Origin of the sequence: Paramesorhizobium endophyticum (assembly GCF_014640615.1) — a bacterium.
GTDB lineage: Bacteria > Pseudomonadota > Alphaproteobacteria > Rhizobiales > Rhizobiaceae > Paramesorhizobium > Paramesorhizobium endophyticum.
Window position 1 is genome coordinate 33,803 of record NZ_BMHH01000019.1, and the last position, 23,916, is coordinate 57,718.

Below are 23,916 nucleotides of genomic sequence, written 5' to 3' on the forward strand. Positions count from 1 at the left end.
TGACTGAATGATTCTTGGGCTGTATGCGCCAGCCAGCCTTTCGCAGCAGCAATCGATGAGGGTGTCCAACCATGTCGTCGAATAGTTTGAGTTTCCCCACCACCACGGCGCTGTTGCCGGCAAGCATCATAAAACCCGGAACCTTGACGCTGGATGTGCTGTCGGGTCTTCACCAGGGCGTGCGCGCGCCAATCGAGGGCGCAGCCTGTACGATTGGTTCATCGCCGGCCTGCGATCTTGTACTTGCCGACAGGGATATCGCGGCAGAACATCTGCAGCTGCGTTTTTATGGCAGGCAGGTGGCGTTGGATGCGATTGGGGGGGCCGTTTTTATCGACGGGCGCCCTGCGCTACAGCGCGGTTTTGGTTGTCGTGCCAAACTTCCTATAACAGTAACGGTTGGGGGCGCCAAACTTCGGATCGACCGCGACCGCACAAGTAGCCTGCTGGTTCCCCGTTGGGGGGCCTATGCCGCCATTGTCGCGATAGGCCTCGTCATGGTGCCCATCGTCGCGGTTCAGGCAGGTATTTCCGCGCTGCTCCCCCAAAAATCCCCCGCCATGAACGATGGGGTTATGGTCGGCTCCATTGCCCCGGCCGCCGCTGTTCAATCCGACGCTGAAGTCGTTGCCGACCTGCGCGCAAAATTGGATGAGGCGAACTTAAGCCAACTCTCGCTTTCAACCGATAGTCGCCACTTCGAGGTTTCCGGGCAGATTGCGCCTGACCGCCTTGATGACTGGCGCGAAATTCAGCGCTGGTTCGATCGCTCGCACGGCGGTCGTTATGTGCTGACAAGCCTCGTCTCGACGGCTGCGGTGACTGCCGCGCCTCGTTTCGTTTTCCAGGCGGTCTTCTTCGGCCCCAACCCGTATGTTGTAGATGCACGAGGAGAACGTCGTTACCCCGGCGCAGCCCTGCAGGATGGCTGGATGCTGAAGGCGATTGAAAACGGCCAGATTCTGGTCGTTCGCGGCGGGCAGGAGTTCAAGCTGACCTTATGACATGCAGCCAGCGTAGAGGGGGTTCGCAATGAACGATACGCTGCGGCCCCTCACCATCGAACGGCAGCGTCTCGATCGTGCGCTGACGGAGGCGGCAAAGCGGGCTGACCCGGTCAGCCGCGCCCAGATCGAGGCATTCGAAAATGCCCTGCGTTTACGCCGCCGTGGAAGCCTTGCCCACGGCGCCTCGTTGCGCGGCGAGATCGATGAACTCACCATGCCGGAAATCACCGATCCCGGCATCTTTGGCACCGAGCGGACGATAAATTTGCTCGATCACGTCATCGAGGCCGTTTTGCCCGGTCTCGATGCGAACGAAGATGTCACCTCCATCGCCAAGGCGATGCTTGAGGAAGAGATCGAGCGGCGGCGCGACCTGCAGGCGCGCCTGGACGAAGAAGGCGGCGTTGAATGAGCCGTGCAGATACCGAATCCGCGGAACTCCTGCATTCGCTGGGCTACATTTACATGCGCAGCGGCCAGAAAGGACGCGGCCTCGTTTTTCTTTTGATTGCCAACCGCATCAATCCCCGCGATCCCGGCATCCTGCGCACCCTCGCAGCAGCCCTTATCGAAAACGGCGCGGGAGAACGGGCGCTTGGCGCCTTGGAACAGCTCATGGAAATCGACGCCGATCCGTCCGCTCATTTGCTACGGGCCCGGGCCTTCTGGATTCTGAACGATAAGCAAAAGGCCTATCGCTGTTTCCGCGATTACCTTGAGTTGCGAGGTGCGCAATGACTGGGCTTCTAAGTACATTGAACCGCTTTGCGCGCGCGGCGGCCTATCGATCCGACATCGTCGTCGGCACCTTCATGATGCTTGCCGTCGTGATGATGGTCGTCCCCCTGCCGACGTTGCTCGTGGACGTTCTCATTGCAGTCAACATGGCGTTCAGCCTGCTGATTCTGGTGGTCGCCTTCTATATCGGCCGTCCGGGAGATTTTTCGTCGCTGCCTCCGATTATCCTTATCGCCACCCTGTTCCGGCTGGCCTTGTCGATCACCACGACCCGGCTGATCCTTTTGCATGGAGATGCCGGCGACATTGTCGCGACCTTTGGCCGTTTCGTGATCGGTGGCGAGGTGGCCGTCGGCCTAGTGGTTTTCCTCATTATCACCGCGGCGCAATTCATCGTCATCACCAAGGGTGCGGAGCGCGTGGCGGAAGTCGCCGCCCGCTTCACATTGGATGCGATGCCGGGCAAGCAGATGTCGATCGACAACGACCTGCGCAGTGGCGATATCGACCAGACCGAAGCGCGCGCACGGCGCGGACGGCTCGAGAGGGAAAGCCAACTCTACGGTGCCATGGACGGCGCCATGAAATTCGTGAAGGGCGATGCAATCACCGGCCTGATCATCGTGTTTGTGAACCTGATCGGAGGGCTCCTCATCGGCATGCTCAACCGCGGCATGAGCTTCGCCGACGCGTCTCACACCTACTCCCTGCTTACTGTCGGCGACGGTCTGATCGCGCAGATCCCCGCCCTGCTGATTTCAATCGCAGCCGGCATGGTTGTTACACGTGTCGCTGCCGAAACCGAAAGCGATCTTGGGGCCGAAATATTCCGCCAACTGGGGTCTAGTGACCGCGCCCTTGGACTGGCCGCGGCCATTCTCTTTGGCGCAGGCTTCGTACCCGGTTTCCCGATGCTGATTTTCTTCTGTCTCGCGGCACTGTTGGGCACGCTTTCCTTCATGATCTACCGGCGGCGCCCAAAGCCGGAAGCTGCGCCGCCCGCCCAGCCCCAATCAGAGACAATCATCGCCGAAGAAACACCTCAACCCGAAAGCGCCGTCATCTCCGGCGGATCGACCCGGCACCGTGTCATTGCCCATGTCGGCAGCAATATTTTCCAGGCGGTATGGCCGGAGCGGTTCCGGACCGAAACCGATCTTGTGCGCGACACGCTGCAGTTGGATCTCGGATTGGAGGTTCCGGCTGTCGAACTGCGGCATGATCCAGGCCTGATGCCGGATCGCTTTCATATCGACCTCGAAGGCGTACCCATCGCGGAGGGAGAGATACCGCGCGACTGCCTCCTCCTTAACGACGACCCGATGCATCTCGATCTCATGCAGATACCGCGCCGCGATGGGCCCACCCTCTTAGGCGGGCACCGCACCATCTGGATCGCCCAGGAACACGGCAACGCGCTGGCCGATGCCGGGATCGGTTTCTACGATCCGGCCGCGGCGCTTGCCAAATGCCTGTCGCAAGCACTGCGGCGCTATGCGGCGCATTTCATCGGCATTCAGGAGACGCGGGAACTGCTGACCAGGATGGAGGATGAATATTCCGAGCTGGTCAAGGAAGCCTCTCGCGTGGTGCCGCTCAACAAGCTGTCGGACATTCTGCGCCGCCTCGTGGAAGAAGACGTTCCAATCGGCAATTTGCGCGTCATCCTGGAGGCGCTTGTCGAATGGGGCGGTCGGGAGACCGACACGTTGCTTTTGACCGAACGGGTGCGCATCGCCCTTTCCCGCCAGATATGCCATCGCCATGCACAGCTCAACCGCGTTCTGGTGGCCTATGTCCTATCGCGCGCAGCGGAAGAAACCATTCGGGACGCTATCAAGGTCACCGGCGTGGGCAAGATGCTCGCACTGCCCGAAGACGCGTCACGCGCGATGCTTTCTCAACTGCGTCAGGAGCTTGCCGACAGCGACGAAGGCCAGCGGGCCGTTCTCCTCACTTCAGTCGATCTGCGCAGAGTGGTGCGGAACTATCTTCTGCGAAACGATATCGAACTGCCGGTTCTCTCCTATCAGGAGATAGCGCCCGAATATTCCGTGCAATCCCTGATGTCCGTCACGATAAATTCACGAACCCGAAATCGCCTAGCAAAATCAACAGGTACCGAGGATACGGATCGCCAGGAGAGCGCTGCGGTAACGATTGGTTAACCATAACGCGGGCTTCTCTGCCAAAAAATGGCAGCAAGAAAGAACACCCGCCTTCATCCGGCTTTTGCGTCGTGCAGTGGGGAATACCGACATAATGACGAGATCGACTATAGCAGCAAGAGGGCAAGCCCTCATTATGCTCATCCTCGCGCTTTGCCTTATTGCTCCCGTTGCGCAAGCCGAATCCTTCACAATCGACGCCCAGGCTGGCCAATCGATGATGATCCCACTGGGCCAGGGACGCATTCTTCGCTTCGACCAACCCGTGGAATCGGTGTTCATGGCGGATGCCAAGATCGCCGATGTCCGCGTCGTTTCGCCGGGCGTGGTCTATATCTTCGCGCTGAAGACCGGGCGAACGAACCTCATCGCACTGAGCCCTGACGAGTCGTCACGCGGAAACGTCGACGTTTGGGTCATCGCGGATTCGCGACCGATCCAGGAAGCGCAGCGCGCCGTTCAGCCAAGCAGCACCATCAACATCTCGCTCTTCGGCGATCAGCCGATGGCGCGCGGGCATGCCAAAACCATGCCGGAGGCCATGGACACGTCAAGTGTCATCGAGGCCTATGCGCCCGAGGGCACACAGGCCATCAACAACACCACGGTATCCGGCTCGAACCAGATCAATATTCGTGTTCGCTTCGCCGAAGTTTCCCGCAATCAATTGCTCCGTTATGGCGTCACCTGGGACGCTTTCGTCAATTCCGGCTCTTTCTCCTTCGGTTTTGTTTCGGGAGGCAAGCTGGCAGCGGATGCCGCGAGCGGCGGCTCCAATGCGTTGCGCGCTGGTGCCGCCTGGAATGGCAACCGTGTCGATATGCTGCTCGAAGCTCTACAGGCAAATGGGATCCTGACCGTCCTTGCCGAGCCGAATATCACGGCTGTCACAGGCGAGACGGCGAGTTTCCTTGCCGGTGGCGAAATCCCCGTCCCAGTTCCCGTGACGAACGAGCAGGTCGGCATCGAGTATAAGCAATACGGCGTGTCCCTTCTTTTCACACCGACCCTTTTGCCGAATGGCCGCATTTCCATGCGGGTACGCCCCGAGGTCAGCAGCCTTTCAGCCAGCGGCATGGTAAACATTGCAAATCTGCAGGTCCCATCGCTGCAGGTTCGCCGCGCCGATACGACGGTGGAGGTCGGCAGCGGCCAGACTTTTGCCATAGCCGGCTTGTTCCAGCGCAATGCTTCGCAGGACATCGAGAAAATCCCGATGCTGGGCGATATGCCGATCCTCGGCGACCTCTTCAAATCAAAGCGCTTCCAGCGCAACGAGACGGAGCTCGCCATTCTGATCACCCCCTATCTGGTTGAGCCGGTCGAGGCCCGCAGCCTCAAGACACCGCTCGATAGCCCAACCGGCGCCGTCTCCGGCCCCACCGCAGCCAAGCGCACCAAGATCAGCAAGGGATATGGGTTCTATGTCGAATAAGCTGTTCGCCATCAATGCACCGCGCCTCGTCGCCGGTCTGGCTGCGATTGTTCTCACCGCATGCCAGAACGGCGCCCAGCGCGATCCCCTGCCCTATTCGCCCAATTATCACATGACCAAGGCAGATGGTCCTGTCCGAAAGGGCTATGAGTCGCAAAGCGGGCGGCTCGTGCCCGATGCATGCGTCACGCCTGACGTCACCGAGGATCCGCTTTATCTGCCGCCCGGCTGCGCCAACAATATGAACCTTCAGTTGATGGTGGAGCGTCAAAGCGATCTGTTGCATGGCCGAAAGACCGGGCCAGCCATGGCTGCTCCGGTCGTCAGAGCCGCCCGCCACGTCATCGACGGGACAAAGCCCGATCAGAACGCCGCCCGAGAAGCCGACGTCAGCACGACGGGTTTACAGGATTGACGATGCGCCGCCGCATAGGCTCAGCCCGACGACAGCAAGCCTATTGCACGAGCCCGGGCGGCGGGCGCCTTGATCCCGCGAACCTTACGCGCTTCGGCCAGAAATGCCTTCTTTTCCGCCTCGGGATAATCCGGGATGGCCACTGCCGCAGCTTCCTTGTCTTGCCCGCCGAGCATCAGAACCAGCATGAGATTGCGGAAATGCCGGGCTTCGGCACGCGGCGATTGCGTGACGGCGCGCATTGTCGCCACAGCGGCATCGGTGCGGCCCGAAATAGCTTGGGCGAGCCCCAGGTTGGATTGCGTATCGAGATTGCTGGGGTCGAGATTCCTCGCCTGTGTGAAAGCCCTTTCCGCCCCCTGCCCGTCCCCGGTGAGAATCAGCGCGGTGCCAAGACGGTTATAGGCGGTCGAGGTTTTTACGATCGGTGCAGCGACGGCAAGCGTACGCGCCGCACTTTCGACCTGGCTGGACTGGAGTTGCGCCGTGCCCAAGCCCAGAAGCGCACGACCGTCATTTGGCGAGGCGTCGAGCGCGATGCGGAACGATTGTGCCGCCTGCTCGGGTTCGCCTGCGGCAATCTGCGCTTCTCCCAGCCGCGAATAAGCGCCAACCTTGTCGGGGGACAATTTCGCGGCGCGCTCATAGAGCGATGCGGCCGTCGCCCGGTCACCGCGGCGTTCGATGTCCTGTGCGAGCTTGATAAGTCGTGCCTCGTCGCCCTTCGGACCTTCATTTGCCGTTGGAGTGGTGGTCGTACAGCCAGCCAGGACAAGCCCCAGAGAAACCAGAGCGCTCAAGGTGTGATACCGCATGTCGTCCCATCCCAGAGGTTCGACGAGGTTCTAGCCGCTAAAACAGGCGCTTGCAATATGCGGCCGTCCTATCTCCCGGAACTCGCATCACTCCTCGCTCGCCAAATCGCTGTCCTCGGGAGCATCAGATGAGCGAAACGAGCGAGGAAAAAAGCCTTCCGCCTTCGGACAAGAAGATCCGCGACGCACGCGAAAAAGGTCAGGTTTCCAAGAGCCAGGATCTCGTCGCCGGCACAGTTATGTTCGCCTCGATCACCTATCTCGCCTTCGCCGTTGCAAGTGAACAGAGTAGGATCGAGGATCTTGTAAATCTCATTGCAAGACGGGTTCATGTCGATCCGTTTGCAGAATTGTGGCCGACCGTTCTCGCCTTTGCCGGGGCCATATTGACCGGACTTGCTGTGCCACTACTGGCGGTTACGGTAGCCGCAATCGTCCTCACGAATGTGGTCGTCATGCGCGGCTTTGTGTTTTCGACTACGCCGATCACGCCGAATTTCGAACACATCAACCCTGTTTCAGGTGCCAAACGCATTTTTTCCATGCGGAGCGTGGTGGACTTCCTCAAAGCGCTCGCCAAGGTGACCGTGCTGGCAACTGCATTCGTCATCGTTTTCCGCATGGGCTTGCAAGCCCTCATGCAATCGTCCGCCTGCGGTGCCTCCTGCGTGACGAGCACGTTCAAGGCTCTCCTGCAGCCCCTCATCATCACCGTCATCATCGCCTTTTTTGTCGTCGGGCTGATCGATGTGCTGGTGCAGAATTGGCTGTTCAAGCGCGAAATGAAGATGACGAAGAGCGAGCAAAAGCGCGAACGCCGCGATGCAGAAGGAGATCCGGCCATTCTGCAACAGCGCCGGAAACAGCGGCGCGAAATGCAGGCCTACGCCACCAAAACGGGATTGATGAATGCCTCCCTGCTGGTTGGCTCCCCCGAAAACTGGGCGGTCGGAATCCGTTACGTTCGCGGTGAGACACCTGTCCCGATGATCGCTTGCCGCGCCAACCCGGGACAATCGCGCACGATGATCACGGAGGCGCTGCTGAAAGGGATTCCTGTGATCCGCGATACGGCACTGGCCGATGCCATCGCCCGTTCGTCCCAGACCGGCGAACCCGTGCCTGAAAAAATGTTCCAGCGCGTCGCCGACCTGCTGGTCGCTGCCAAGCTTATCTGAACTGCCCGAATGACCGACAGGACGACACGATGCTCAAATTCAATGCGCGATGGCTTTTCCTGATTGTGATGCTTATCGCCATCCCGGCTACACAGGTCCAGGCCCAACCCGCAGGAGCACCGGTGTTCGATGAAAGCTACATCGACTTCCTGTACTCACCGACACGCCCTGCCCCGGCGCCTTCCACGCCTCATGCGACGAACAAGAATGCCGATCGCGGCACGCGGCAACGCATCGCCTATCAGAGCGCCGAGCCCGTCGGCACCATCTTGATCGATACCACCGCGCGCCGCCTTTACTTGATCGAGGCGGGTGGTTTTGCCCAAACCTACAAAGTCGGCGTCGGCCGCGAGGGCTATGGATGGCGTGGGACCGAACGCATCAGCGCCAAGAAGCACTGGCCGGATTGGCGTCCGCCCGCCGATATGCTCGCCCGCCGCCCGGACCTGCCCCGCTATATGGCGGGAGGACCGGAAAATCCGCTTGGCGCGCGCGCGCTCTATCTCGGTGGCACCCTTTACAGGATACATGGCTCGAACGAGCCGGAGACCGTGGGGGAAGCCGCGTCATCGGGATGTTTTCGCATGACCAACACCGACATCATCGATCTCTATGAGCGCGTCAATGTCGGCGCCAAGGTGCGCGTCTTCTAGGATTGCCGAGAAACTTTCATGAAATTGTAACCCTCCGCGCGAGCGGATTGCCTATAGTTGACCATCCAAGAGCAGTGTCGCCGACCGTCCCGTAAATCAGATCGAGAGCACGCCATGGCCTACCGGATCGATATGAACGCCCGCAATCGCTTTAGTGAGAACGGGGATACCGCAACGCCAATCCCCTCAGAGCAGGGTGAGGCATTCCGGCGCGATATCGCGCTCGTCCTCCGCGAACTAGCAGACAGGGACCGTAACGGCAAGGATCAGGCGGAACTTGGCGACCGCGTTTTCATCGTGGAAGCAGGCGACACGCTGGAGAAAATTGCGCGCGAAAACCACGTCGATCTGGCCGAGGCGCTCGCGATCAACGCAGACGAAATCAACCGCAATGGCGATCTCATCCATCCCGGCGATATCATCATCCTGCCAGCGCCTGAGCCTGAGATCGTCGCAGATACATCCGTTGATCTAACCGGAAAGCCGGCCGGAGAGGATGCATTCATCGATTCGCTTTACGAACGCGGCAATAAGGTCGAATACAGCGAACCGTCGGATGGTATCGACGCTGCCGCGGAGACGGCGGCGATGGAGCAAGATGTCGCCGACTATCTCGCGGCCCTGCCGCCGGAAGCACGTCAGGCAGCGGCGCTGCGCCTTTCGCAGGCAGATTGGGTCGACGCAGGTCCGGCCGGCATTGCCGTCTCGAATGCCGTGGAAGCCGCCGGTCTGGAAACTGACCCTATCGAGGCATTTGCATCAGAGTTTTATGATCGCGGCAACGCACTGGAATATGCCGACCCATCGGCGTTGGTGGATCACAGCCGCGAAACCACCGCATTAGCCGACGACATCAATGCTTTCCTCGATACGCTGCCGGAAAGCGAGCGCCCCGGCGCGCTGCAAAACCTTTACGACCGCGATTGGAGGGATGCAGGCCCGTCCCAGATTGCAATCGAACAAGCGGCTGCAACGTCTGGAATCCCATTGGCGAGCACCGGGCATAATGGCCCTCAAGCAGAAGCCCAGATTCGCGCCGTTGTCGATAATGCCCGAGCGGCTGGCGATGATCCCGTTGCGCAGTTTAAGGCCTTTGCCGAAAGCTACAAAAACGCTTCGCCCGAAATGCAGTCAATGCTGCTGCATACTGGCTACGGCTACGATTTTATCAATGCGATAGCCGGTCACGCGACCGAACCTCTCGGCAATTTCGATCCATCGGTGGACAACCAGTCGAAGCCGTTTGAAACCTTCGGCCGCCTCGATCGCCTGACCGATGGCGTCCCACCGGAACTAGCCGCCGCGCTTGTCTCTCAAACCACACCCGAAATCGAACGCGCGAACAGCCTCTATATGGAGCAGACAGGCTTTTCCATGCTCGGCACCGGCGGCGTCGAGGCCATGTTGAAGGTAGCTGGGCGGATCGAGGGAACGTCACGCGGCGACAGCACCATAGAAAGCTGGGCCGATATGGGCTTCTATGCCCAGCATGAGCTCTCGCAGAGCATCGGCACGGGTGGCAGCCTGACATATGGCCTGGAATATTCGGAACGTATGGGTTCGGACACGACGGTGCTGGAGCAGGAAATTCTGCCCGGTGTCCAGCAAACCCAGACCGCGACCAATAGCGCCGTCGATGCATACTCGGCCCATATGGAAGAGCTTCGCTGGCTTATCGAAAATCACGGCGACACCATGTCGCCTGACGAGTTGCAGAGGGCGATCGACAACTACAAAACCACAATGGACAAGCCCGAGGACGGGCGCACGGAAGGCGCCTGGACACAGACCGAAAAGCAGCTTCAGGATGAAGTCTCCAAGCATGGAGAGACGCTTCTGAATCAGATAACGCAGCTCGGAGCCTTCCCCGACGAGCCCGCCGAACAGAAGGCGCTCATCGACAAGGAAATTGAAAGCATCCTCAACGATGACCGCTCTTATCTGGCAATCCAGACGGCGTTGCGCACCAATCCCGAGTTGCTTGACAGCCCGGCCGTATTGAACTTCGCCAGCCGGCAAGCACGACTGACAGACCGCGGCCGCAAACTGGTCGAGGAAATTTTCACTCAATATGTGCAGCGGGACATCCTGCCGAAGATCGCCGATTTCAAACCTGGCGATGCCGCCAGCATGGCAGAGATCCGCGACGGCCTGGAAAAATTCAGGGACGGCAAATTCGCCACGCTACTCGGCGTCACCGAAAAGGACATGAACAAGGCGATCGACGCGATCGAAGCGTCGCTGCCCGAAGCGGGCGACACGGAAGCCGTCACCCGGCAGAAAATGCAGGATCTGGATACAAGGCTGAGGGAACTCGACAGCCACCAGCAAAGCGGGGTGCGCACCTTCTCAAGTTCCACGATTCCTGGCCAGTTGCTCCGGACAATCGGCGCCAGCGCATCTGCAGTCGGCCTCATGAACTCCGCCGAAGCGGCGTTCACCACGCCAAATGTCGAAACTATTCTGAAAGCAACCTTCGATGCGGCAGGTCTAGCGCAGCGCTCGATTGAAATCGGCCGGGGTCTCGACATGATCTCGCCCGATTCCTTCGCAGCCCGCTATTTCGACGGCAGCCTCAGGCCCGGCACTAAATTCCTTGGAGCCGTCGGATCTGTCTTTGACGGGGTCAATTCCTACCAGGCTTTTGCGGGGGGGGATCCACTGATGGGGGGGATTCATGCCGCAACGGCAGCCGGCGGCCTCGCTGCAACATTCGGTGCCGGCACGATCGCCGGGCCGATCGGCCTAGGAGTCGTCATTCTCGGCGTCGGCGCATCTATGATTGTGGAAGACGTTCGCGAAAACAACAAATACGAGACTGCGCGTTCGGCAGAGTTCCTTGACACGTCGGAGCTCAGCACGGCCGCTTCGCAGGCGCTGATCGACAACAGCGGCGACGGCCATAGCCCCGTCCCCCTTCTTGTCGAATATGCCAAGCAAAAAGGTTTCGACCTTGAGGATGCCGCGCATCGCATAATCTTCACCAACTGGCTTAACGATATGTCGGCAGAGCAATTGGCGACGTTGCGCGACAATCTGCATCACACGATCGACGAATTCGGCGGCAACGCAACCAAATTGGAGCCGACAGCCGCAGACGATTATAATTATACAAGCGACATTCTTTATAATCAGGAAGTCGTTACCCCGAGACAGACCTTTTTCGGCGAGCGCTTCTATGTCGAAGATGGCGACGCGTCACCGAGTTCCGTAACCCAGATCGACATTGCCCTTAACACGCTCGGGATACCGGAACTGGCTCTGCCGGTGTCTTGACGACGCGGCGGCGCCCCCCGCGCCTTTGGAAATTGAAAGCCAACGCTTTGCATCTTTGTACGAAGATGCAGAGCGTTGCGCTATGATGTCCATGCAAGGGCCTTTGCCGCTGAGCTCACTTCCAATGTGGTATAAGCGGGATGCCGGAACCCAGCGTCCACGCCGCCATTCGAAGCGTTGCAAAAATCGGAGGCAGCGCGGTATACAAAGCCCGCCTCGACAAAATAGCTTAAAACAAGAAAGGGGCCTGTCGGCCCCTTTCCCCATAAGATCCAAAGCTCTATTGCACACGATTGTCGCGCTCGTTACGACAGACCTTCGCTCGTCTCGGGCCAGGCGTCATCCGGCACATCCCATATATCACCGTTCGGCACGCCATCGATTTCGTACTTCGTGAGATAGTCGCCGAGAAGCGAGCCGAAATTATTGGCCCTGGTTTGCTGTTTGCCTTCCTCAATCAAGCCGGGCAGGAACATGGCGATAGCGCCCACGCCGGCGGCCGCCAATCCAAGGACACCGGCAACGCCGGCAATCGGGGCGAGCGCCGCCCGCACCGCAGCGGAACCGAACGCACCAACACCGCCTTCAATCGCCGAAGCAACGCCCGCCAATGCGCCGAGGGAGCCGGCGGTGATGTTGATACCGCCACTGACCAGATCGCCCTTGCGGATCGATTGAACGCCGTCGAAGATGCCATAGGCGCCCGCCACGATGCCTGCGAGACCACCGAGGCCCTTTGCGGCATTTTCCCCGCGCGACCATTGGCTAACATAGTCCGCAAGTTGTGCATCGGACATCTTGCCGATTTTCTTGCCGAGAGAGCTATCCGGATGCTCCTCCGCCACTGTCTTCAAATAGTCCTTGTAAGCTTTGACGCCGCCTTCTGTCAGTAGCGTTGTCGTCATGACCGAACCGGTTGTAATATCGACTATAGCTTTCTCGGTGAGATTCCCGCCGCTTTTTGCCCCTTTCGCAATGGTAACCCCGGCCATGAAGATACCGCTGACACCATGCAGAACACCCTTGTCGGAGAGGTGCTTCACGTCAGGATTTAGCCAATCCGATTTGAGTTCGGCCAGGGATTTGGTTCCCTGCCGCAGGACGTCCCAACTGCCTCGGATGCCGGCGAGTATCTGGTCGGCTGTGGCTGTCGTCCCATTCGGATTGGTCACAAGCTCCGGATTGTTTTTGATGACCTCTTCGATCAGCGCTTTAACCTTCGCCTCATCGAGTTCGTCCCCACCATTGACCCCAAACGCCGCTTTCAGATCTTCGAAGGACCCGTCTTTCAGGACATTGTCCTGCGCGATCCTGTTGAAGTTTTCGGTCAGCTGAGTATCGAACTTGCCGGTAAAGTCCGGGTCGAGCGCCGCGTTGTAAAGCGCTACCTCAGCACTGAACGCGCCGACCGCTTCTTCGAACGTATTGGATTCCATCAGTTCTTCCAGCCGTTTGCCGGAAGCCAGAGAATGCTCGTAGAAATCCTTGAATTCCTGCGCGTGCTTTGAAGAGCCGACCGCATCCTGGATTTCCGACGGATTCTTTATGCCGAGCACCTCCTGGTACAAGCTTGCCGACGTGAAGAATTCCGCAAGTGCCGCCTGCTGGTCAGTCTTGCCGTCTTTGGTATGCGTGTCCCAAAGACTGTCCAGCGACTTTCCGTTTTTAATCTCGTTGTCGTAGGTACTCTGCAGCGCGTCCTTGAGACCCTTGTTCTCATCCAGCAGCTCAGCCATCTGCTTGGCATTGCTTTCATTGAGGTATTTTACAACCTCGGGATCGCTTTCAAGAATGCTGATATGCTCGTTGATGTCTTTAAGCACTTCGTTCGGGTCCGGATGCGTGCGCGCGCGGTTGGAGATAGCGACCTTGCCGTAATCATCGCCCCACATGCCCGCCTCGGCACCCTTGATGACGAGTTGCTGCGCGGCCAGAAGCTCCTGAAGCGCCGCGGCCTTTTCCTCCGCCGAGTACTTGTCCGGATTCTCGAAGATATCCTTGTTCAGCTTGCTCGTGTCCACTTCGCCCGTCACGTTTCCGTTGATTGCATCGGACAGGAATATGATGCCCGACCCGGCATCCTTGGGTGCCTGGGTCTTGAGCCAGTTCGATATGTCATCCGAGCTGACTTCGCCGTCTGGCTTGAATTTCAACGGATCTGCCGCGGTCTCGAGCTTGGTGAACGCGCCGGTCTGCGACCAGAAATTCAGCGCTTCCTTGAAATCATCGCTGATCTGCGGATTTTCATCCAAATATTTCTTCAGGTCATCCGCCGTGAGGTTGCCATCAGCGCCGGTCTTGCCTTTGATGGCGTCATAGTTCTCGCCGATGATGGCTGCGTATTTTGCGATAGTCTTGGATGTTTCGTCCGCGTCCGGGTTTGCCTTGAGGAAATCCTTGTAGCTGCCGATATCTTCCGTTTTCTTCACATCCGGAAGCGTCTCGAAACCGTACTTTCCGAAGTCCTGAAGCCTGCCGGCTTCCGTGCCATGCTTAGCCTCGCCACTATTGGTGAAGCCATCTATGCTTGTGTTCGAGACATCGCCTCCGTACTGCGCGTTGCCCTTGTCGTCGTACATGGTTATCCGGTCGAGGACCTGGATGGCGCGATAGGCAGCATCGGCATCCTTCTCGAAATCACCGACGCGCTCCTTGAGCATATCCTTGATGCCACTCTGGTTGCCGAGATTCTTCAGCACCGGATTGTCGTCGATGATGTCCTGCGCGGAGCGCTTGTCGTCTTCCGGCAGCTCCCACTTTATGCCCGCCTTTTCTGCGGCTTCGCGCGCTTCCTTGTTGCCTCCGACCGTATCGGGATTGATCATCTCGCCCTTCAAGGCGGAGAAACCATACTTGCCGAAGTCTTGCAGGCGGCCGGCTTCCGTGTGCGGCTTGGCCTCACCGCTGTTGGTGAATCCATCGATACTGCCATTGCCGACATCGCCACCCACGATATCCTTGCCATTGGCGTCGAACTGCTCGACATGCTCGAGAACCTGGACCGCGCGGTACGCGGCATCTGCGTCATGCTCAAAGTCGCCGACGCGCTCCTTGAGCATGTCCTTGACATCGCTCTGATTGCCAAGATTCCTCAGCAGAGGGCTCCCGTTAATGATGTCTTCGGCCGAGCGGTCGTCATCTTCCGGCCGTTCCCACTGGATGCCGAGCTCTTCGGCCTGCTTGCGCGCTTCAGGATCGTCTGCCGCGGAGGTCACATCGGCGAGCTCGCCCTTAAGGTTCGAAAACCCATACTTTCCGAAATCCTGGAGACGTCCGGCCTCTGTGCCGTTCCTCGCTTCCTGATCCCGCGTGAAGCCGTCGATGCGGCCATTGCCAATATCGTTGCTTGCCAAGCGATTTCCGCTGCTATCGAATGTCTCGATATGTTCAAGTACCTGTTCCGCGCGATAAGCTGCGTCCGCGTCGGTTTCGATGTCGCCGCCAACCCTCGCCTCCAGTGATTCCCGGACGCCCGCCTGGTTGCCGAGATCGCGCAGCAGGGGATTGCTGTTAATGATGTCCTCTGCGGAACGATTGTCCCCTGCCGGCCGTTCCCAGCGTATACCAGCCTCCTCGGCTTGCCTTTTGGCCTCTTCCCACGCGGCGACATTATTTGGGTCTACTGAACTTGGATCAATAGGGCTCGAAGGTTTGCTGGTAACTTTCGACATCGGCGCCTCTCCTATCGCTGTGACTTGCGGTCTGTTTCGAGTAAGGATTGCGTTAAGATTAGACACCGATGTGTGTACTGCCTGTGACACGCAGTTATTTATTGCGGATAAAATCTGGCCGGCCGCTACCTGGTATTTGCCAGATCCACATGGTGCACTCCGTGGGGAGGAGGAATCCGGCCAAGGCTCTTCAAGGAAGGCTCCTCTCCTCTGAGGACTTCGCCGGCGTGGGCCTCGGTTTCGTGATCGAAGGTCTGGCGGCGGCGGGGCGCCCCGTGCATACCCTGGCGGGGTTTGGCACCCCGGCAAGTTGTCCGTTCAAGGCTCGACCCCTCCGCATAGGTAAGAGCAACAGAAAGGAAATCAATTGCCTTACGAAGTGCTGCCGGCACTTAAATGATGGGGCCCCAAAACGATTTGCCGACTGCGAAAATACAAATTCGCCCCCGCTGGCCAGACACGTCGGGCGAACAAGAAAATTCATTCGTATTTGGGGAGTATTTTATAGAGATATACCGATTCATAGGAGCGAAGAATAAATAAATATGCCGGTCGCCTTGTTAGAACACCAATCGAGGCGTATATGTAAAACACGTTGATTTGGCCATTTGGCTTTCGCGGTGTCAGAGACTACGACCCGCCATTCCATCACCGAATTCTCGACAGCGAATGCACAAGCGCCGATCCGGCGCGCATCTCGCTCTGTTTGAACTTGGGGCGAAGCCCAGTGCTGACCACGGATGTACTGGCAGCAGCGGGATCGTTCCGGTTCGAATGGGAATGATGCAGGAAGCGCATCCGCGTCTCTCCTGCGGAGACCCGTACCATGACCACACGCACCATGCATACGGTCGCCCGATTTTCGTCCGCGTTCCTGTTACCCGGCTTCGATGCCCCGCAGTCCGCTGGAGAATATCGTGTCGACCAAGACGAAGAGTCAATCAACGCCTTATCCCGGCTTGCCTGGCGACGCGTCGCTGTCTTCGTCCACCTGCCGGCGTTAGCCATGCAGGTTCCAACGCAACAGATGGTGCCGGTCAATCCGGCGGACATCGATGCCGCACTCGAAAAGGACCATGAATTTTTATGACAGCAACGAGCTTTTCACACCGCAGCCGGACGCTCCCGCGCGACACCGCAACCCATCGCTTTGCAGTGGGCCAGTCTGTCCGCCTGAAGAGCGGTTTCGGAAGGCCGGCTTTGCCCGGGGACGTCTATCACATCACCGGCACGCTGCCGCCGCGCGGAGATTCACCTCAATACCGCATCCGCAACAACGACGAACGTCATGAGCGGGTGACGACGCAGGACAGTCTCGAGCCGGTCGGCATATGGCCGGCAGTCCACGGCGAAACTCTCATCGAAAGGACTTTCGGCCGTGGCCAAGGGACAGAAACGCAGCAATCGTGAGATTAGAAAGCCGAAGCAGGAAAAGGCTCAGTCCAAACCTGAAAGCACGTTCGGCAACCAGATCAAGCCCGCCGCGAATGCCAACACCCCGCGCGGCAAAGGCTGAGAGCAGCACGCTGTGACAAAACGGGAGCGCGGGCATCAATGAAGATCGTAATCGATTTTTACCGCACCCGGGACGTTGACGATGCACATGCGGTCGTCGCCCGAGAGACCGCAGAAGCTGCCGATCTTGGTGGCGCGATCGAGATTGCATGGCAGCTTTTGCGGACCCTCGACATGCCGCAGCAACCGGACGCGATGACGATTACCGACGCGAAGGGATTGACACTCTATTCAGGGCCCATCCCACGCCGAAGCAGCCAATGAAGAAAGGCAGCAATAATGAACTTCCCCAACAACGATACCGAGCGGGTACGCGATGCCATCGCGCTAAGCGCCGGGGAGAATGAAGGCGGTGAACTCAGTCGAGACCCTATGGACCATCAATACGGCCGCCGTATCGAAACGGATCGCTCCTGGACTATCTACCACGTATTCACGGGTGTTCCAGCCCATGCAGATGGCCAGATCATGACCGGCCTCAGCCGCTCGGCAGCAACCGACGGCATGGTGTCGCTGAATCGTCGTAATGAACGACGCCACAGAAATCAGGGTAGCCTGATGGCACACATCCAAATTGCACGATATTCAGCAGAGGAACGCCGACGGTGACCATCCAATTTCCCAACCGGAGTCGCAGCTTCGATGAAGTGCGCAACGCTGTCCGCTTCATCGGCCATGACGGCATGTTCGAGGTGCCGTTCTTCGTCGAGACCGCCGCGCTGGCGCAGCCCGGCAGGACGCAACTGTCCGAAGCGGATATTCTCACGGCTTTCGATGCGGCGCGCAACTCGATCCACAATGTCGCACGGGAAGCTTACTCTCATGGACGTCGCACCTCCTATATGCTGACGGCCGCCGATTTCCGGTGACGATGTGATCACACTGCCGATCAGCAGCCGACTGCATTGGTATGTTTCCTGTTGATCCACGAAGACCGTGCGGCCAACATCAAGGTTCCGGAAGCAAATTTCACCGCCCCCGACGTTCCGGTATCGACCTACCGCGATCTCTTCGGCAACCGATGTCGCCGACCGGTCACGCCGGTCGGCGATAACAGCGAAAGCCCAGCTTCGCATACTCTCGGGCTGCTACCGCTCGACCGACGACGCGCGCTACGTCCCCGACACCACCATCTTATACGTGAGCCTGGTTTCCGCTGCGCGGATCGAACTAAATTGGTTGACGGCCTCGCTGTCTCGTTGATCAAAAGGTACTCCAAGAGGCTACAAGCGCCTCTTCAGAATGCCGTGCGGCAATCCTGCGCAATAAAAAGCCGCTTCTGTCAGACAGAACGGTTATTGAATTATGCTGGAACTGATTGCGGAGGCACGCAACCTCCGATACCGACACTCGCTGGTGGTTCCTGTGTGACGGCCTTGCGCCAAAACGCTCAAGCGCATCTGCCAAGCTCTCCAATCCGTTAACTGCCCTCCCCGTCGGATCCATGAATTGGACGCTCATCTCGATAACGCGCGCGTCCTGACTATTCTCCTGCTGTCTTGACAAAACAAAAGAACAGGCCAACCTAGGCAGATGAACACGATGCGCGCCATAGTTTTCCGGATTCATCCGATCGCAGATTTGTAACCCCTTGGGCTCGGCCATGTGCGCCCCGAGCTCCGGGGGTGCGCGTTCAGGCTGCAATCTCGTGCAGCCATATCTGCCAAGGCGCCACCAGCAGAACATCGACACGACCGAGACAGCGCAGCTTTGCGCTGACGACGTTCGTGTGCCGACCTAGGAGATACCCAGCCGTCATGACCCAGCCAAAGAATAGCCGCCGCAAACCAAGAATTGTCGTCAGCGACATTGACTACAAACGACTCACGGATCTCGCCACCGGCGCTGAGAGCCGGTTTCCGGAGGTCGCCGAAGAACTGCTGGCCGAATTGGACAGGGCGCATGTCGTCGTGGCCGGCAGCGTGGCGGCGAAAGTCGTCCGGATGGGATCGACCGTGGAGTTCCGCTCGGACAGCGCCCAGCAGCGGCGGGTGACGCTTGTGTACCCCGGCGAAGCCGACATCGCACAAAACAGGATATCGATTCTCACGCCAATCGGCGCAGCACTTATTGGTCTGTCGACAGGTCAATCGATCACATGGACCGCTCGTGATGGCCGGGAGCATGAACTGACGGTCATTGCCGTCGAACAGCGCCATTCACCCCTTGTTGTCTCTGCATACGAACAGCAGCGGTCTGTACTATGATAGTGCAACAGTGATTTGAGACTTACGATATGCAATTTTTTATTATCCGCAATGAACTGATTTTTCGCTCAGGCCGTTTGATCGCAGGCGCTTGGCCCCTGGCGCGGCGTTAAGGAGACGCACGCCGGGCCAGGGGACGGATCCTTCCACACAAGCGGATCTAACCTCGGTGCATCGTGCTCCATGGCACGGTGTGGCGGAGATGTATCATGTCCAAACTGCCTCGTTGCCAGCTGACGACGAAGGATTTCAGCATCCTCGAAGTGCTGCTCGAGCGAGACGCTCATCATGACGAAGCGTTCCTTCGTCTGCTGCGCCAAAAACTCTCGGTCGCGACCATCCTATTTCAGGACGACATTTGGCCCGATGTCGCAACGATCAACAGCCGCGTCGGGTTCACGGTTGACGGCAACCGCACAGATAACCGGATCCTCGCCTATGGTGACGACGGTGCTGTTCCGGGGCTCACCCTGCCTGTCACAACCATTCGCGGCCTCGCATTGCTGGGATTGACAGCCGGCGAGACGATCGTGATCGAGCGATCGGACGGCGGAAGCGAGGAGGTTCGTCTCGACAAGGTTTGTCATCAGCCCCAAGCCAACCGGAAGGATCGATTGAATCAACAGACGCCAACCAACGCCACGTTGGGACAGCAATCGTCCGTCCTCGCATTTGAGGCTCGCCGCAAGCCGACACCAGTCAATCCCGAACCGCGGATCGACCCGGATGACGATGATCCCGGGCCGCGTGCGGCGTAGCCACGAGCTTGTTCAAACTGCAGTGTCTCGGTTCAATCCAACGCGGGCAAAAAGCGCGCGGCTTCCGGCGCCCAGCCGAAGCGGATGTTTGTGCCGACTTGCACATCGGCGGCCTGAGCGGGAGAGCGAGCGATGATTTCCTGTTCGCCTGCGTCGATGATGACGCGCAGATCAGAGCCGCCATAGACCGTTTCGCGCACGCGGCCTTCGCAAAGGCCCGCGCCGAGGGTGATCGCCTCGGGGCGCACGACAATTGCACCCTTGGCGCCATCGGCGGGAACGGCGCCTGCAATTGCAAATGTCCCGAGCGCTGTCTGAAGCGCGCTATCCCTAACCGTGCCGCGGATGATCGAGGAGATTCCGATGAAGTCTGCCACGAACAGGTTTTCCGGCTCCTCGTACATCTGGCGAGGCGTGCCGAGCTGGGCGATCTTGCCATTGTTCATCAGGCAGATGCGGTCGGAGAGCGCCAGCGCTTCCTGTTGGTCGTGGGTGACAAAGATGATCGTGGCGCCGGTCTCGCGATGGATGCGCTTGATCTCGATCTGCATCACCTCGCGAAGTTTGGCGTCGAGAGCGCCGAGCGGTTCGTCCATCAGGATAATGGCAGGATCGTAGACGAGGCAGCGCGCCAGCGCGACACGCTGTTGCTGGCCGCCGGACAGTTGCGATGGGGAGCGGTCGGTGGCATGGGCAAGCCCCACTGTTTCGAGCGCTTGCGCAACTTTCGCATCGATCTCGGCCTTGCGCAGTCCGCGCATTTTCAAGGCGAAGCCAACATTCTCAGCCACCGTCATGTGCGGGAAGAGCGCATAATTCTGAAACACGACGCCGATATCACGCTTGTTGACCGGCGCGTAGGTCTGGTCCTTTCCATCGATGAACACCGAGCCGGCGCTGGGATCCTGCAATCCGCAGATGAGCTGAAGAAGGGTCGTCTTACCCGAGCCGGACGGTCCGAGCAGCGTAAGCAGTTCGCCTTTGCGGACTTCGAGATCGACGTGATCAAGCGCTGTGACGTGGCCATAGATCTTCGCTAGGCCCTGCACCTTGAGCTTGGTATCGGATGTGCGGCTGGATGCAACTGACATGTCGAACATGGTTCCTTTGGTCGTGATTGAGAGGAAGGGTGCGCGCATCATCAGCGCGGCCTTGCCCTTTCAGCAATGACGAAGAGCACAGTCACCACCGCCACGATGAAGACCGAGGCCGCGGCCAGAGTCGGGGAGATGCTGAGGATAATGTCGTCCCACATCTGCTTGGGCAGGGTCTGTTTGATGCCGGCGCCCACGAAGAGAGCAATGGTCAGCTCTTCGAAAGAGTGAAGCAGACCAAAGAGGAAGGCCGCGACGGCTCCACCTTTCACCAATGGCAGGAGCACCAGGCGAAGCTGCTGCCAGCGGCTGGCGCCCAGAGTGGCGGCGGCCTGCAGGAGGCGCCAATCGACGCCGCGAAAAGTTGTCAGGAGAATGACGAACACCACCGGGATAGCCGACAGTGTGTGACCGAGCACGATGCCGGAATCAGTGGCGATCAACCCGACTTTCGCCATGACATAGAACAAGGAGACGCCGATCACGATGTTCGGCACGACCATAGGCAGCATGAAAGACAGGAATACCAGCCCACCCATTTTGCGCTGCGAGCGGGCCAGACCATAAGCGCCCATGCCCGCAATGATCGTGGCAAAGATACCGGTTGCAATCGCGATGACCATAGAGCGCATCGTCGCGCCCATCCATTGCTCAGAGCCGAGATAAGCTTCGAACCAGCGCAGTGAAAAGCTCTTGGGTGGGAATTCCAGGAAGCTTGACCCGGAGAAAGCCATGGGCGGGAAGGCAAGGACCGGGACGATGAGCACGGCAATGGTGAGCCAGACAAACACCGTGAAGGCTCCCTTGCCGAGGCGCGCCGGCAGAAGGCGGGCGAAGAGGTCACTGACCGTCGCCGCGATTTCGATGATCCAGCTGCCGATGGTACCGACGATGCCACCACGCTTCAGCGCCGCCCCATTGCCGGAAATCGCCGACATGCCGAAAAGGCGGTCGTAAAGCGCGATGGTAATCAGAGTGACGGCCAGCAGGAGTGCCGCAAGCGCTCCCGCAAGACGAAGATTGAAAAGCTTTTGCACCTGCGTGATCATCATCTGGCCGATAACGGTCTCGTTCGGGGATCCGAGCAACGCTGGCGTAATGAAGAATCCAAGCCCCATGACGAAGATCAGCAGGCCCGCCGCGGCGACGCCCGGCATGGAAAGCGGCACAAAGATGCGCCAGAAGGACTGGCTGCGGCTTGCGCCCATCGTCATAGCCGCGGGGATAAGCCGGTTGTCGATCGACAGCATCGTCGGCAGCATGGTCAGGATAGCAATGGGCAGCATGGCGTGCGCCATGCCGAACACGACAGCCCCCCGACCATAGAGCAGGTTGAGTTCGGTACCGAATCCCATGCCCACGAGCAGCTGCGCGACGATCCCTTTACGCGCCAGAAGCACGATCCAGGCAAAATTCTTCAGAAGCGGGCTCACCCAAAACGGCAGTAGAACGAGCCACATCGCCATGCGCCGGCGACGCTCTTGCATGCCTGCCAGCCAAAAAGCGATTGGATAACCGACCAGAAGACAGACCAGCGTTACTTGCGCGGCAATCGCGAAAGTGTTGGCCATGACCTTCACATAGACCCCGGCCGAAAACATCTGCTCATAGACAGACAGATCGAACGCGCCCGATTTGGGATTGACGAAAGATTGCCAGATGAGCGCGCCTGCCGGAAGGATCAGCAACAGCGCCATATAGACAAGCCCAGGCGTCGAGAGCCACAGGCTGTCCAGCCTCGCGCGCGGCCTCTTGAATGTGTCTTTGACGGTAAGTTCAGCCATGGAAATTCCGTGTGTTGAAATGGCCCGTTCAACTCGCGCGAGCCACCCTTACCAAGAGATAACGGCCCCGTTCAGAGACGAGGCCGCAAGTTTCGGTGGCCGGTCGGCGACAATTAGCTGAGAATCCACTGCTCGAAACGCTGGGTCAGCTCATCCTGATGCTCGGCCCAGTACCCGGCGTTGAGAACGGTTAAGCCCTTGATGTTGTCCGGTGCAGTGGGCAGGAGAGTAGCCTTTTCGGCGCTCAGATACTCATAGGCCTTCATATTGGTCGGCCCGCAGGCCAGGATGTCCGTATAAGCAGCCTGCCGCTTGCCATCCAGGCACCACTCGATGAACTTGCGAGCGAGGTCGGCTTTCTCAGTATTCCCGGCGATGGTCCAGCCATCGATGTTGAAAAGGCCGCCGTTCCAGACGATGCCGGCGGGTGCACCGGCGCTGATGGCGGCCTGTGCCCGGGTCGACCATGTGGACATCATATCCAGTTCGCCATCTTTGAGCAGCTGTGTCGCATGAGCCCCCGAAGTCCACCAGATGTTGATGTGAGACTTGATCTTGTCGAGGCTTGCGAAGGCTCGCTCGACATCCAATGGATAGAGTTTGTCAAGCGGCACGCCATCGGCGAGAAGCGCCATTTCAAGCGTCGTGATCGGGCTGCGCCACAGACCACGACGCCCCTTGAAAGCTTCGACGTTCCAGAAGTCGGCCCAGCTGGCCGGGACCTTCTTCATGGTATCCTTGCGATAAGCCATAGCCAGCGCAAAGATCGCGACACCTGCGAAGTCCGGCTCAAAGGTGTTCGGGACGAAGTCTTGCTTGTTCGGAACTTCGATGTTGAGCGGCAACATATATTGATCGCCGAGCTGGCGTATGCGCAAAACATGTTCCGGCGTCATCAGCGAGACATCGAACAACTTCGTGTCGGTATCGATGGCCATTTTGTATTGCGGGATAGGGTCGGGCTCGTTGGTGTTGGTCTGGATAACGACGCCGGTCTCCGCGGTGAACGTATCGTAGAAAGCGACCTTGAAACCTTCGTAGAACGCGCCGCCCATGTCGCGAACGGTTAGAGTCTGGCCGGCGAAGGCGCGCGAGCCTTTCAGGATCATCGGCGCTGCCAGGCCGACGGCGGCAATGCTGGTTGACGCCTTCAGAAAACCACGGCGTGAGAAATTATTGTTCATTTTTTGCCCTCCGGCTGT

21 protein-coding genes and 1 pseudogene are annotated in these 23,916 nt (G+C 58.8%); 17 read left to right on the forward strand and 5 right to left on the reverse strand.

The genetic code is table 11. The features are described 5' to 3' along the window. Positions 1-71 precede the first annotated feature (71 nt). The 6 genes from IEX53_RS18705 to IEX53_RS18730 all read left to right on the forward strand — a co-directional run bounded on the left by IEX53_RS18705 (position 72) and on the right by IEX53_RS18730 (position 5,763). On the forward strand, positions 72-1,004 hold the full coding sequence (locus tag IEX53_RS18705; RefSeq protein WP_188825700.1) for a SctD/MshK family protein: 933 nt from the start codon (positions 72-74) through the stop codon (positions 1,002-1,004). Between the two features lie 28 nt (positions 1,005-1,032). Next, entirely contained in the window at positions 1,033-1,419 is a 387-nt protein-coding gene (locus IEX53_RS18710) for a hypothetical protein (RefSeq protein WP_188825701.1), read from the forward strand. Then, positions 1,416-1,745 carry a type III secretion apparatus assembly chaperone SctY gene (gene sctY / locus IEX53_RS18715; RefSeq protein WP_505815757.1) on the forward strand — a complete coding sequence of 110 codons (330 nt, stop codon included), beginning with the start codon at positions 1,416-1,418 and terminating at the stop codon, positions 1,743-1,745. The genes IEX53_RS18710 and sctY overlap by 4 nt, the downstream gene beginning before the upstream one ends. Continuing rightward, positions 1,742-3,913: a type III secretion system export apparatus subunit SctV gene (gene sctV, locus IEX53_RS18720; protein ID WP_188825703.1), complete on the forward strand. Its 2,172-nt coding sequence runs from the start codon at positions 1,742-1,744 to the stop codon at positions 3,911-3,913. Before sctY ends, sctV begins: the two co-directional genes overlap by 4 nt. 94 nt (positions 3,914-4,007) lie before the next feature. Beyond that, positions 4,008-5,348 carry a type II and III secretion system protein family protein gene (locus tag IEX53_RS18725; RefSeq protein ID WP_188825704.1) on the forward strand — a complete coding sequence of 447 codons (1,341 nt, stop codon included), beginning with the start codon at positions 4,008-4,010 and terminating at the stop codon, positions 5,346-5,348. Then, entirely contained in the window at positions 5,338-5,763 is a 426-nt protein-coding gene (locus IEX53_RS18730; protein WP_188825705.1) for a hypothetical protein, read from the forward strand. Before IEX53_RS18725 ends, IEX53_RS18730 begins: the two co-directional genes overlap by 11 nt. Positions 5,764-5,783: 20 nt before the next feature. Here IEX53_RS18730 and IEX53_RS18735 read toward each other — a convergent pair whose 3' ends face one another. Then, positions 5,784-6,578 (reverse strand): tetratricopeptide repeat protein, encoded by a 795-nt coding sequence (locus IEX53_RS18735; RefSeq protein WP_188825706.1) that lies wholly within the window; start codon positions 6,576-6,578, stop codon positions 5,784-5,786. A gap of 50 nt (positions 6,579-6,628) precedes the next feature. Here IEX53_RS18735 and IEX53_RS18740 point away from each other — a divergent pair, with 50 nt between their 5' ends. The 3 genes from IEX53_RS18740 (at position 6,629) to IEX53_RS18750 (ending at position 11,685) form a co-directional block, all read left to right on the forward strand. Continuing rightward, positions 6,629-7,756 (forward strand): EscU/YscU/HrcU family type III secretion system export apparatus switch protein, encoded by a 1,128-nt coding sequence (locus IEX53_RS18740; RefSeq protein WP_210311663.1) that lies wholly within the window; start codon positions 6,629-6,631, stop codon positions 7,754-7,756. A 29-nt stretch (positions 7,757-7,785) separates the two neighbouring features. Further along, on the forward strand, positions 7,786-8,409 hold the full coding sequence (locus IEX53_RS18745; RefSeq protein WP_188825707.1) for a L,D-transpeptidase: 624 nt from the start codon (positions 7,786-7,788) through the stop codon (positions 8,407-8,409). Between the two features lie 114 nt (positions 8,410-8,523). Beyond that, positions 8,524-11,685: a LysM peptidoglycan-binding domain-containing protein gene (locus IEX53_RS18750; protein ID WP_188825708.1), complete on the forward strand. Its 3,162-nt coding sequence runs from the start codon at positions 8,524-8,526 to the stop codon at positions 11,683-11,685. A gap of 305 nt (positions 11,686-11,990) precedes the next feature. On the opposite strand, the gene IEX53_RS18755 is transcribed toward IEX53_RS18750, so the two are convergent. Beyond that, positions 11,991-15,665, reverse strand: coding sequence for a type III effector HrpK domain-containing protein (locus tag IEX53_RS18755; RefSeq protein WP_236016269.1), 3,675 nt, complete (start codon positions 15,663-15,665; stop codon positions 11,991-11,993). Between the two features lie 517 nt (positions 15,666-16,182). Here IEX53_RS18755 and IEX53_RS18760 point away from each other — a divergent pair. From IEX53_RS18760 to IEX53_RS18790, 8 genes and pseudogenes are all read left to right on the forward strand, one after another. Beyond that, the gene (locus tag IEX53_RS18760) at positions 16,183-16,446 is read left to right on the forward strand and encodes a hypothetical protein (protein ID WP_188825709.1); all 264 of its coding nucleotides are present in this window, start codon (positions 16,183-16,185) and stop codon (positions 16,444-16,446) included. After that, the gene (locus IEX53_RS18765; RefSeq protein WP_188825710.1) at positions 16,443-16,766 is read left to right on the forward strand and encodes a hypothetical protein; all 324 of its coding nucleotides are present in this window, start codon (positions 16,443-16,445) and stop codon (positions 16,764-16,766) included. Before IEX53_RS18760 ends, IEX53_RS18765 begins: the two co-directional genes overlap by 4 nt. Positions 16,767-16,910: 144 nt before the next feature. Then, positions 16,911-17,135: a hypothetical protein gene (locus tag IEX53_RS18770; RefSeq protein WP_188825711.1), complete on the forward strand. Its 225-nt coding sequence runs from the start codon at positions 16,911-16,913 to the stop codon at positions 17,133-17,135. A gap of 15 nt (positions 17,136-17,150) precedes the next feature. Next, complete coding sequence (locus tag IEX53_RS18775) at positions 17,151-17,480, forward strand: hypothetical protein (RefSeq protein WP_188825712.1); 330 nt, start codon at positions 17,151-17,153, stop codon at positions 17,478-17,480. Next, positions 17,477-17,740, forward strand: coding sequence for a DUF1488 family protein (locus IEX53_RS18780; RefSeq protein ID WP_188825713.1), 264 nt, complete (start codon positions 17,477-17,479; stop codon positions 17,738-17,740). Before IEX53_RS18775 ends, IEX53_RS18780 begins: the two co-directional genes overlap by 4 nt. Positions 17,741-17,776: 36 nt before the next feature. Continuing rightward, positions 17,777-17,923: pseudogene (locus IEX53_RS24000) on the forward strand (transglutaminase family protein); the annotation flags it as partial. A 705-nt stretch (positions 17,924-18,628) separates the two neighbouring features. Then, the gene (gene rnk / locus IEX53_RS18785; RefSeq protein ID WP_188825714.1) at positions 18,629-19,078 is read left to right on the forward strand and encodes a nucleoside diphosphate kinase regulator; all 450 of its coding nucleotides are present in this window, start codon (positions 18,629-18,631) and stop codon (positions 19,076-19,078) included. A gap of 209 nt (positions 19,079-19,287) precedes the next feature. Then, positions 19,288-19,836, forward strand: coding sequence for a GreA/GreB family elongation factor (locus IEX53_RS18790; RefSeq protein ID WP_188825715.1), 549 nt, complete (start codon positions 19,288-19,290; stop codon positions 19,834-19,836). A gap of 32 nt (positions 19,837-19,868) precedes the next feature. Here IEX53_RS18790 and IEX53_RS18795 read toward each other — a convergent pair whose 3' ends face one another. The 3 genes from IEX53_RS18795 to IEX53_RS18805 all read right to left on the reverse strand — a co-directional run bounded on the left by IEX53_RS18795 (position 19,869) and on the right by IEX53_RS18805 (position 23,898). Further along, positions 19,869-20,927 carry an ABC transporter ATP-binding protein gene (locus IEX53_RS18795; protein WP_236016270.1) on the reverse strand — a complete coding sequence of 353 codons (1,059 nt, stop codon included), beginning with the start codon at positions 20,925-20,927 and terminating at the stop codon, positions 19,869-19,871. Between the two features lie 50 nt (positions 20,928-20,977). Beyond that, the gene (locus tag IEX53_RS18800; RefSeq protein ID WP_188825716.1) at positions 20,978-22,714 is read right to left on the reverse strand and encodes an ABC transporter permease subunit; all 1,737 of its coding nucleotides are present in this window, start codon (positions 22,712-22,714) and stop codon (positions 20,978-20,980) included. A 113-nt stretch (positions 22,715-22,827) separates the two neighbouring features. After that, positions 22,828-23,898, reverse strand: a complete 1,071-nt coding sequence (locus IEX53_RS18805; RefSeq protein WP_188825717.1) for an ABC transporter substrate-binding protein — start codon at positions 23,896-23,898, stop codon at positions 22,828-22,830. Positions 23,899-23,916: the final 18 nt, after the last annotated feature.

What these genes read in the sequence shown, in the direction of transcription:
- IEX53_RS18705 (WP_188825700.1), top strand. Translation starts at nt 72, where the DNA reads ATGTCGTCGAATAGTTTGAGTTTCCCCACCACCACGGCGCTGTTGCCG.
- IEX53_RS18710 (WP_188825701.1), top strand. Translation starts at nt 1,033, where the DNA reads ATGAACGATACGCTGCGGCCCCTCACCATCGAACGGCAGCGTCTCGAT.
- sctY (WP_505815757.1), top strand. Translation starts at nt 1,416, where the DNA reads ATGAGCCGTGCAGATACCGAATCCGCGGAACTCCTGCATTCGCTGGGC.
- sctV (WP_188825703.1), top strand. Translation starts at nt 1,742, where the DNA reads ATGACTGGGCTTCTAAGTACATTGAACCGCTTTGCGCGCGCGGCGGCC.
- IEX53_RS18725 (WP_188825704.1), top strand. Translation starts at nt 4,008, where the DNA reads ATGACGAGATCGACTATAGCAGCAAGAGGGCAAGCCCTCATTATGCTC.
- IEX53_RS18730 (WP_188825705.1), top strand. Translation starts at nt 5,338, where the DNA reads ATGTCGAATAAGCTGTTCGCCATCAATGCACCGCGCCTCGTCGCCGGT.
- IEX53_RS18735 (WP_188825706.1), bottom strand. Translation starts at nt 6,578, where the DNA reads ATGCGGTATCACACCTTGAGCGCTCTGGTTTCTCTGGGGCTTGTCCTG.
- IEX53_RS18745 (WP_188825707.1), top strand. Translation starts at nt 7,786, where the DNA reads ATGCTCAAATTCAATGCGCGATGGCTTTTCCTGATTGTGATGCTTATC.
- IEX53_RS18750 (WP_188825708.1), top strand. Translation starts at nt 8,524, where the DNA reads ATGGCCTACCGGATCGATATGAACGCCCGCAATCGCTTTAGTGAGAAC.
- IEX53_RS18760 (WP_188825709.1), top strand. Translation starts at nt 16,183, where the DNA reads ATGACCACACGCACCATGCATACGGTCGCCCGATTTTCGTCCGCGTTC.
- IEX53_RS18765 (WP_188825710.1), top strand. Translation starts at nt 16,443, where the DNA reads ATGACAGCAACGAGCTTTTCACACCGCAGCCGGACGCTCCCGCGCGAC.
- IEX53_RS18770 (WP_188825711.1), top strand. Translation starts at nt 16,911, where the DNA reads ATGAAGATCGTAATCGATTTTTACCGCACCCGGGACGTTGACGATGCA.
- IEX53_RS18775 (WP_188825712.1), top strand. Translation starts at nt 17,151, where the DNA reads ATGAACTTCCCCAACAACGATACCGAGCGGGTACGCGATGCCATCGCG.
- rnk (WP_188825714.1), top strand. Translation starts at nt 18,629, where the DNA reads ATGACCCAGCCAAAGAATAGCCGCCGCAAACCAAGAATTGTCGTCAGC.
- IEX53_RS18790 (WP_188825715.1), top strand. Translation starts at nt 19,288, where the DNA reads ATGTCCAAACTGCCTCGTTGCCAGCTGACGACGAAGGATTTCAGCATC.
- IEX53_RS18795 (WP_236016270.1), bottom strand. Translation starts at nt 20,927, where the DNA reads ATGTCAGTTGCATCCAGCCGCACATCCGATACCAAGCTCAAGGTGCAG.
- IEX53_RS18800 (WP_188825716.1), bottom strand. Translation starts at nt 22,714, where the DNA reads ATGGCTGAACTTACCGTCAAAGACACATTCAAGAGGCCGCGCGCGAGG.
- IEX53_RS18805 (WP_188825717.1), bottom strand. Translation starts at nt 23,898, where the DNA reads ATGAACAATAATTTCTCACGCCGTGGTTTTCTGAAGGCGTCAACCAGC.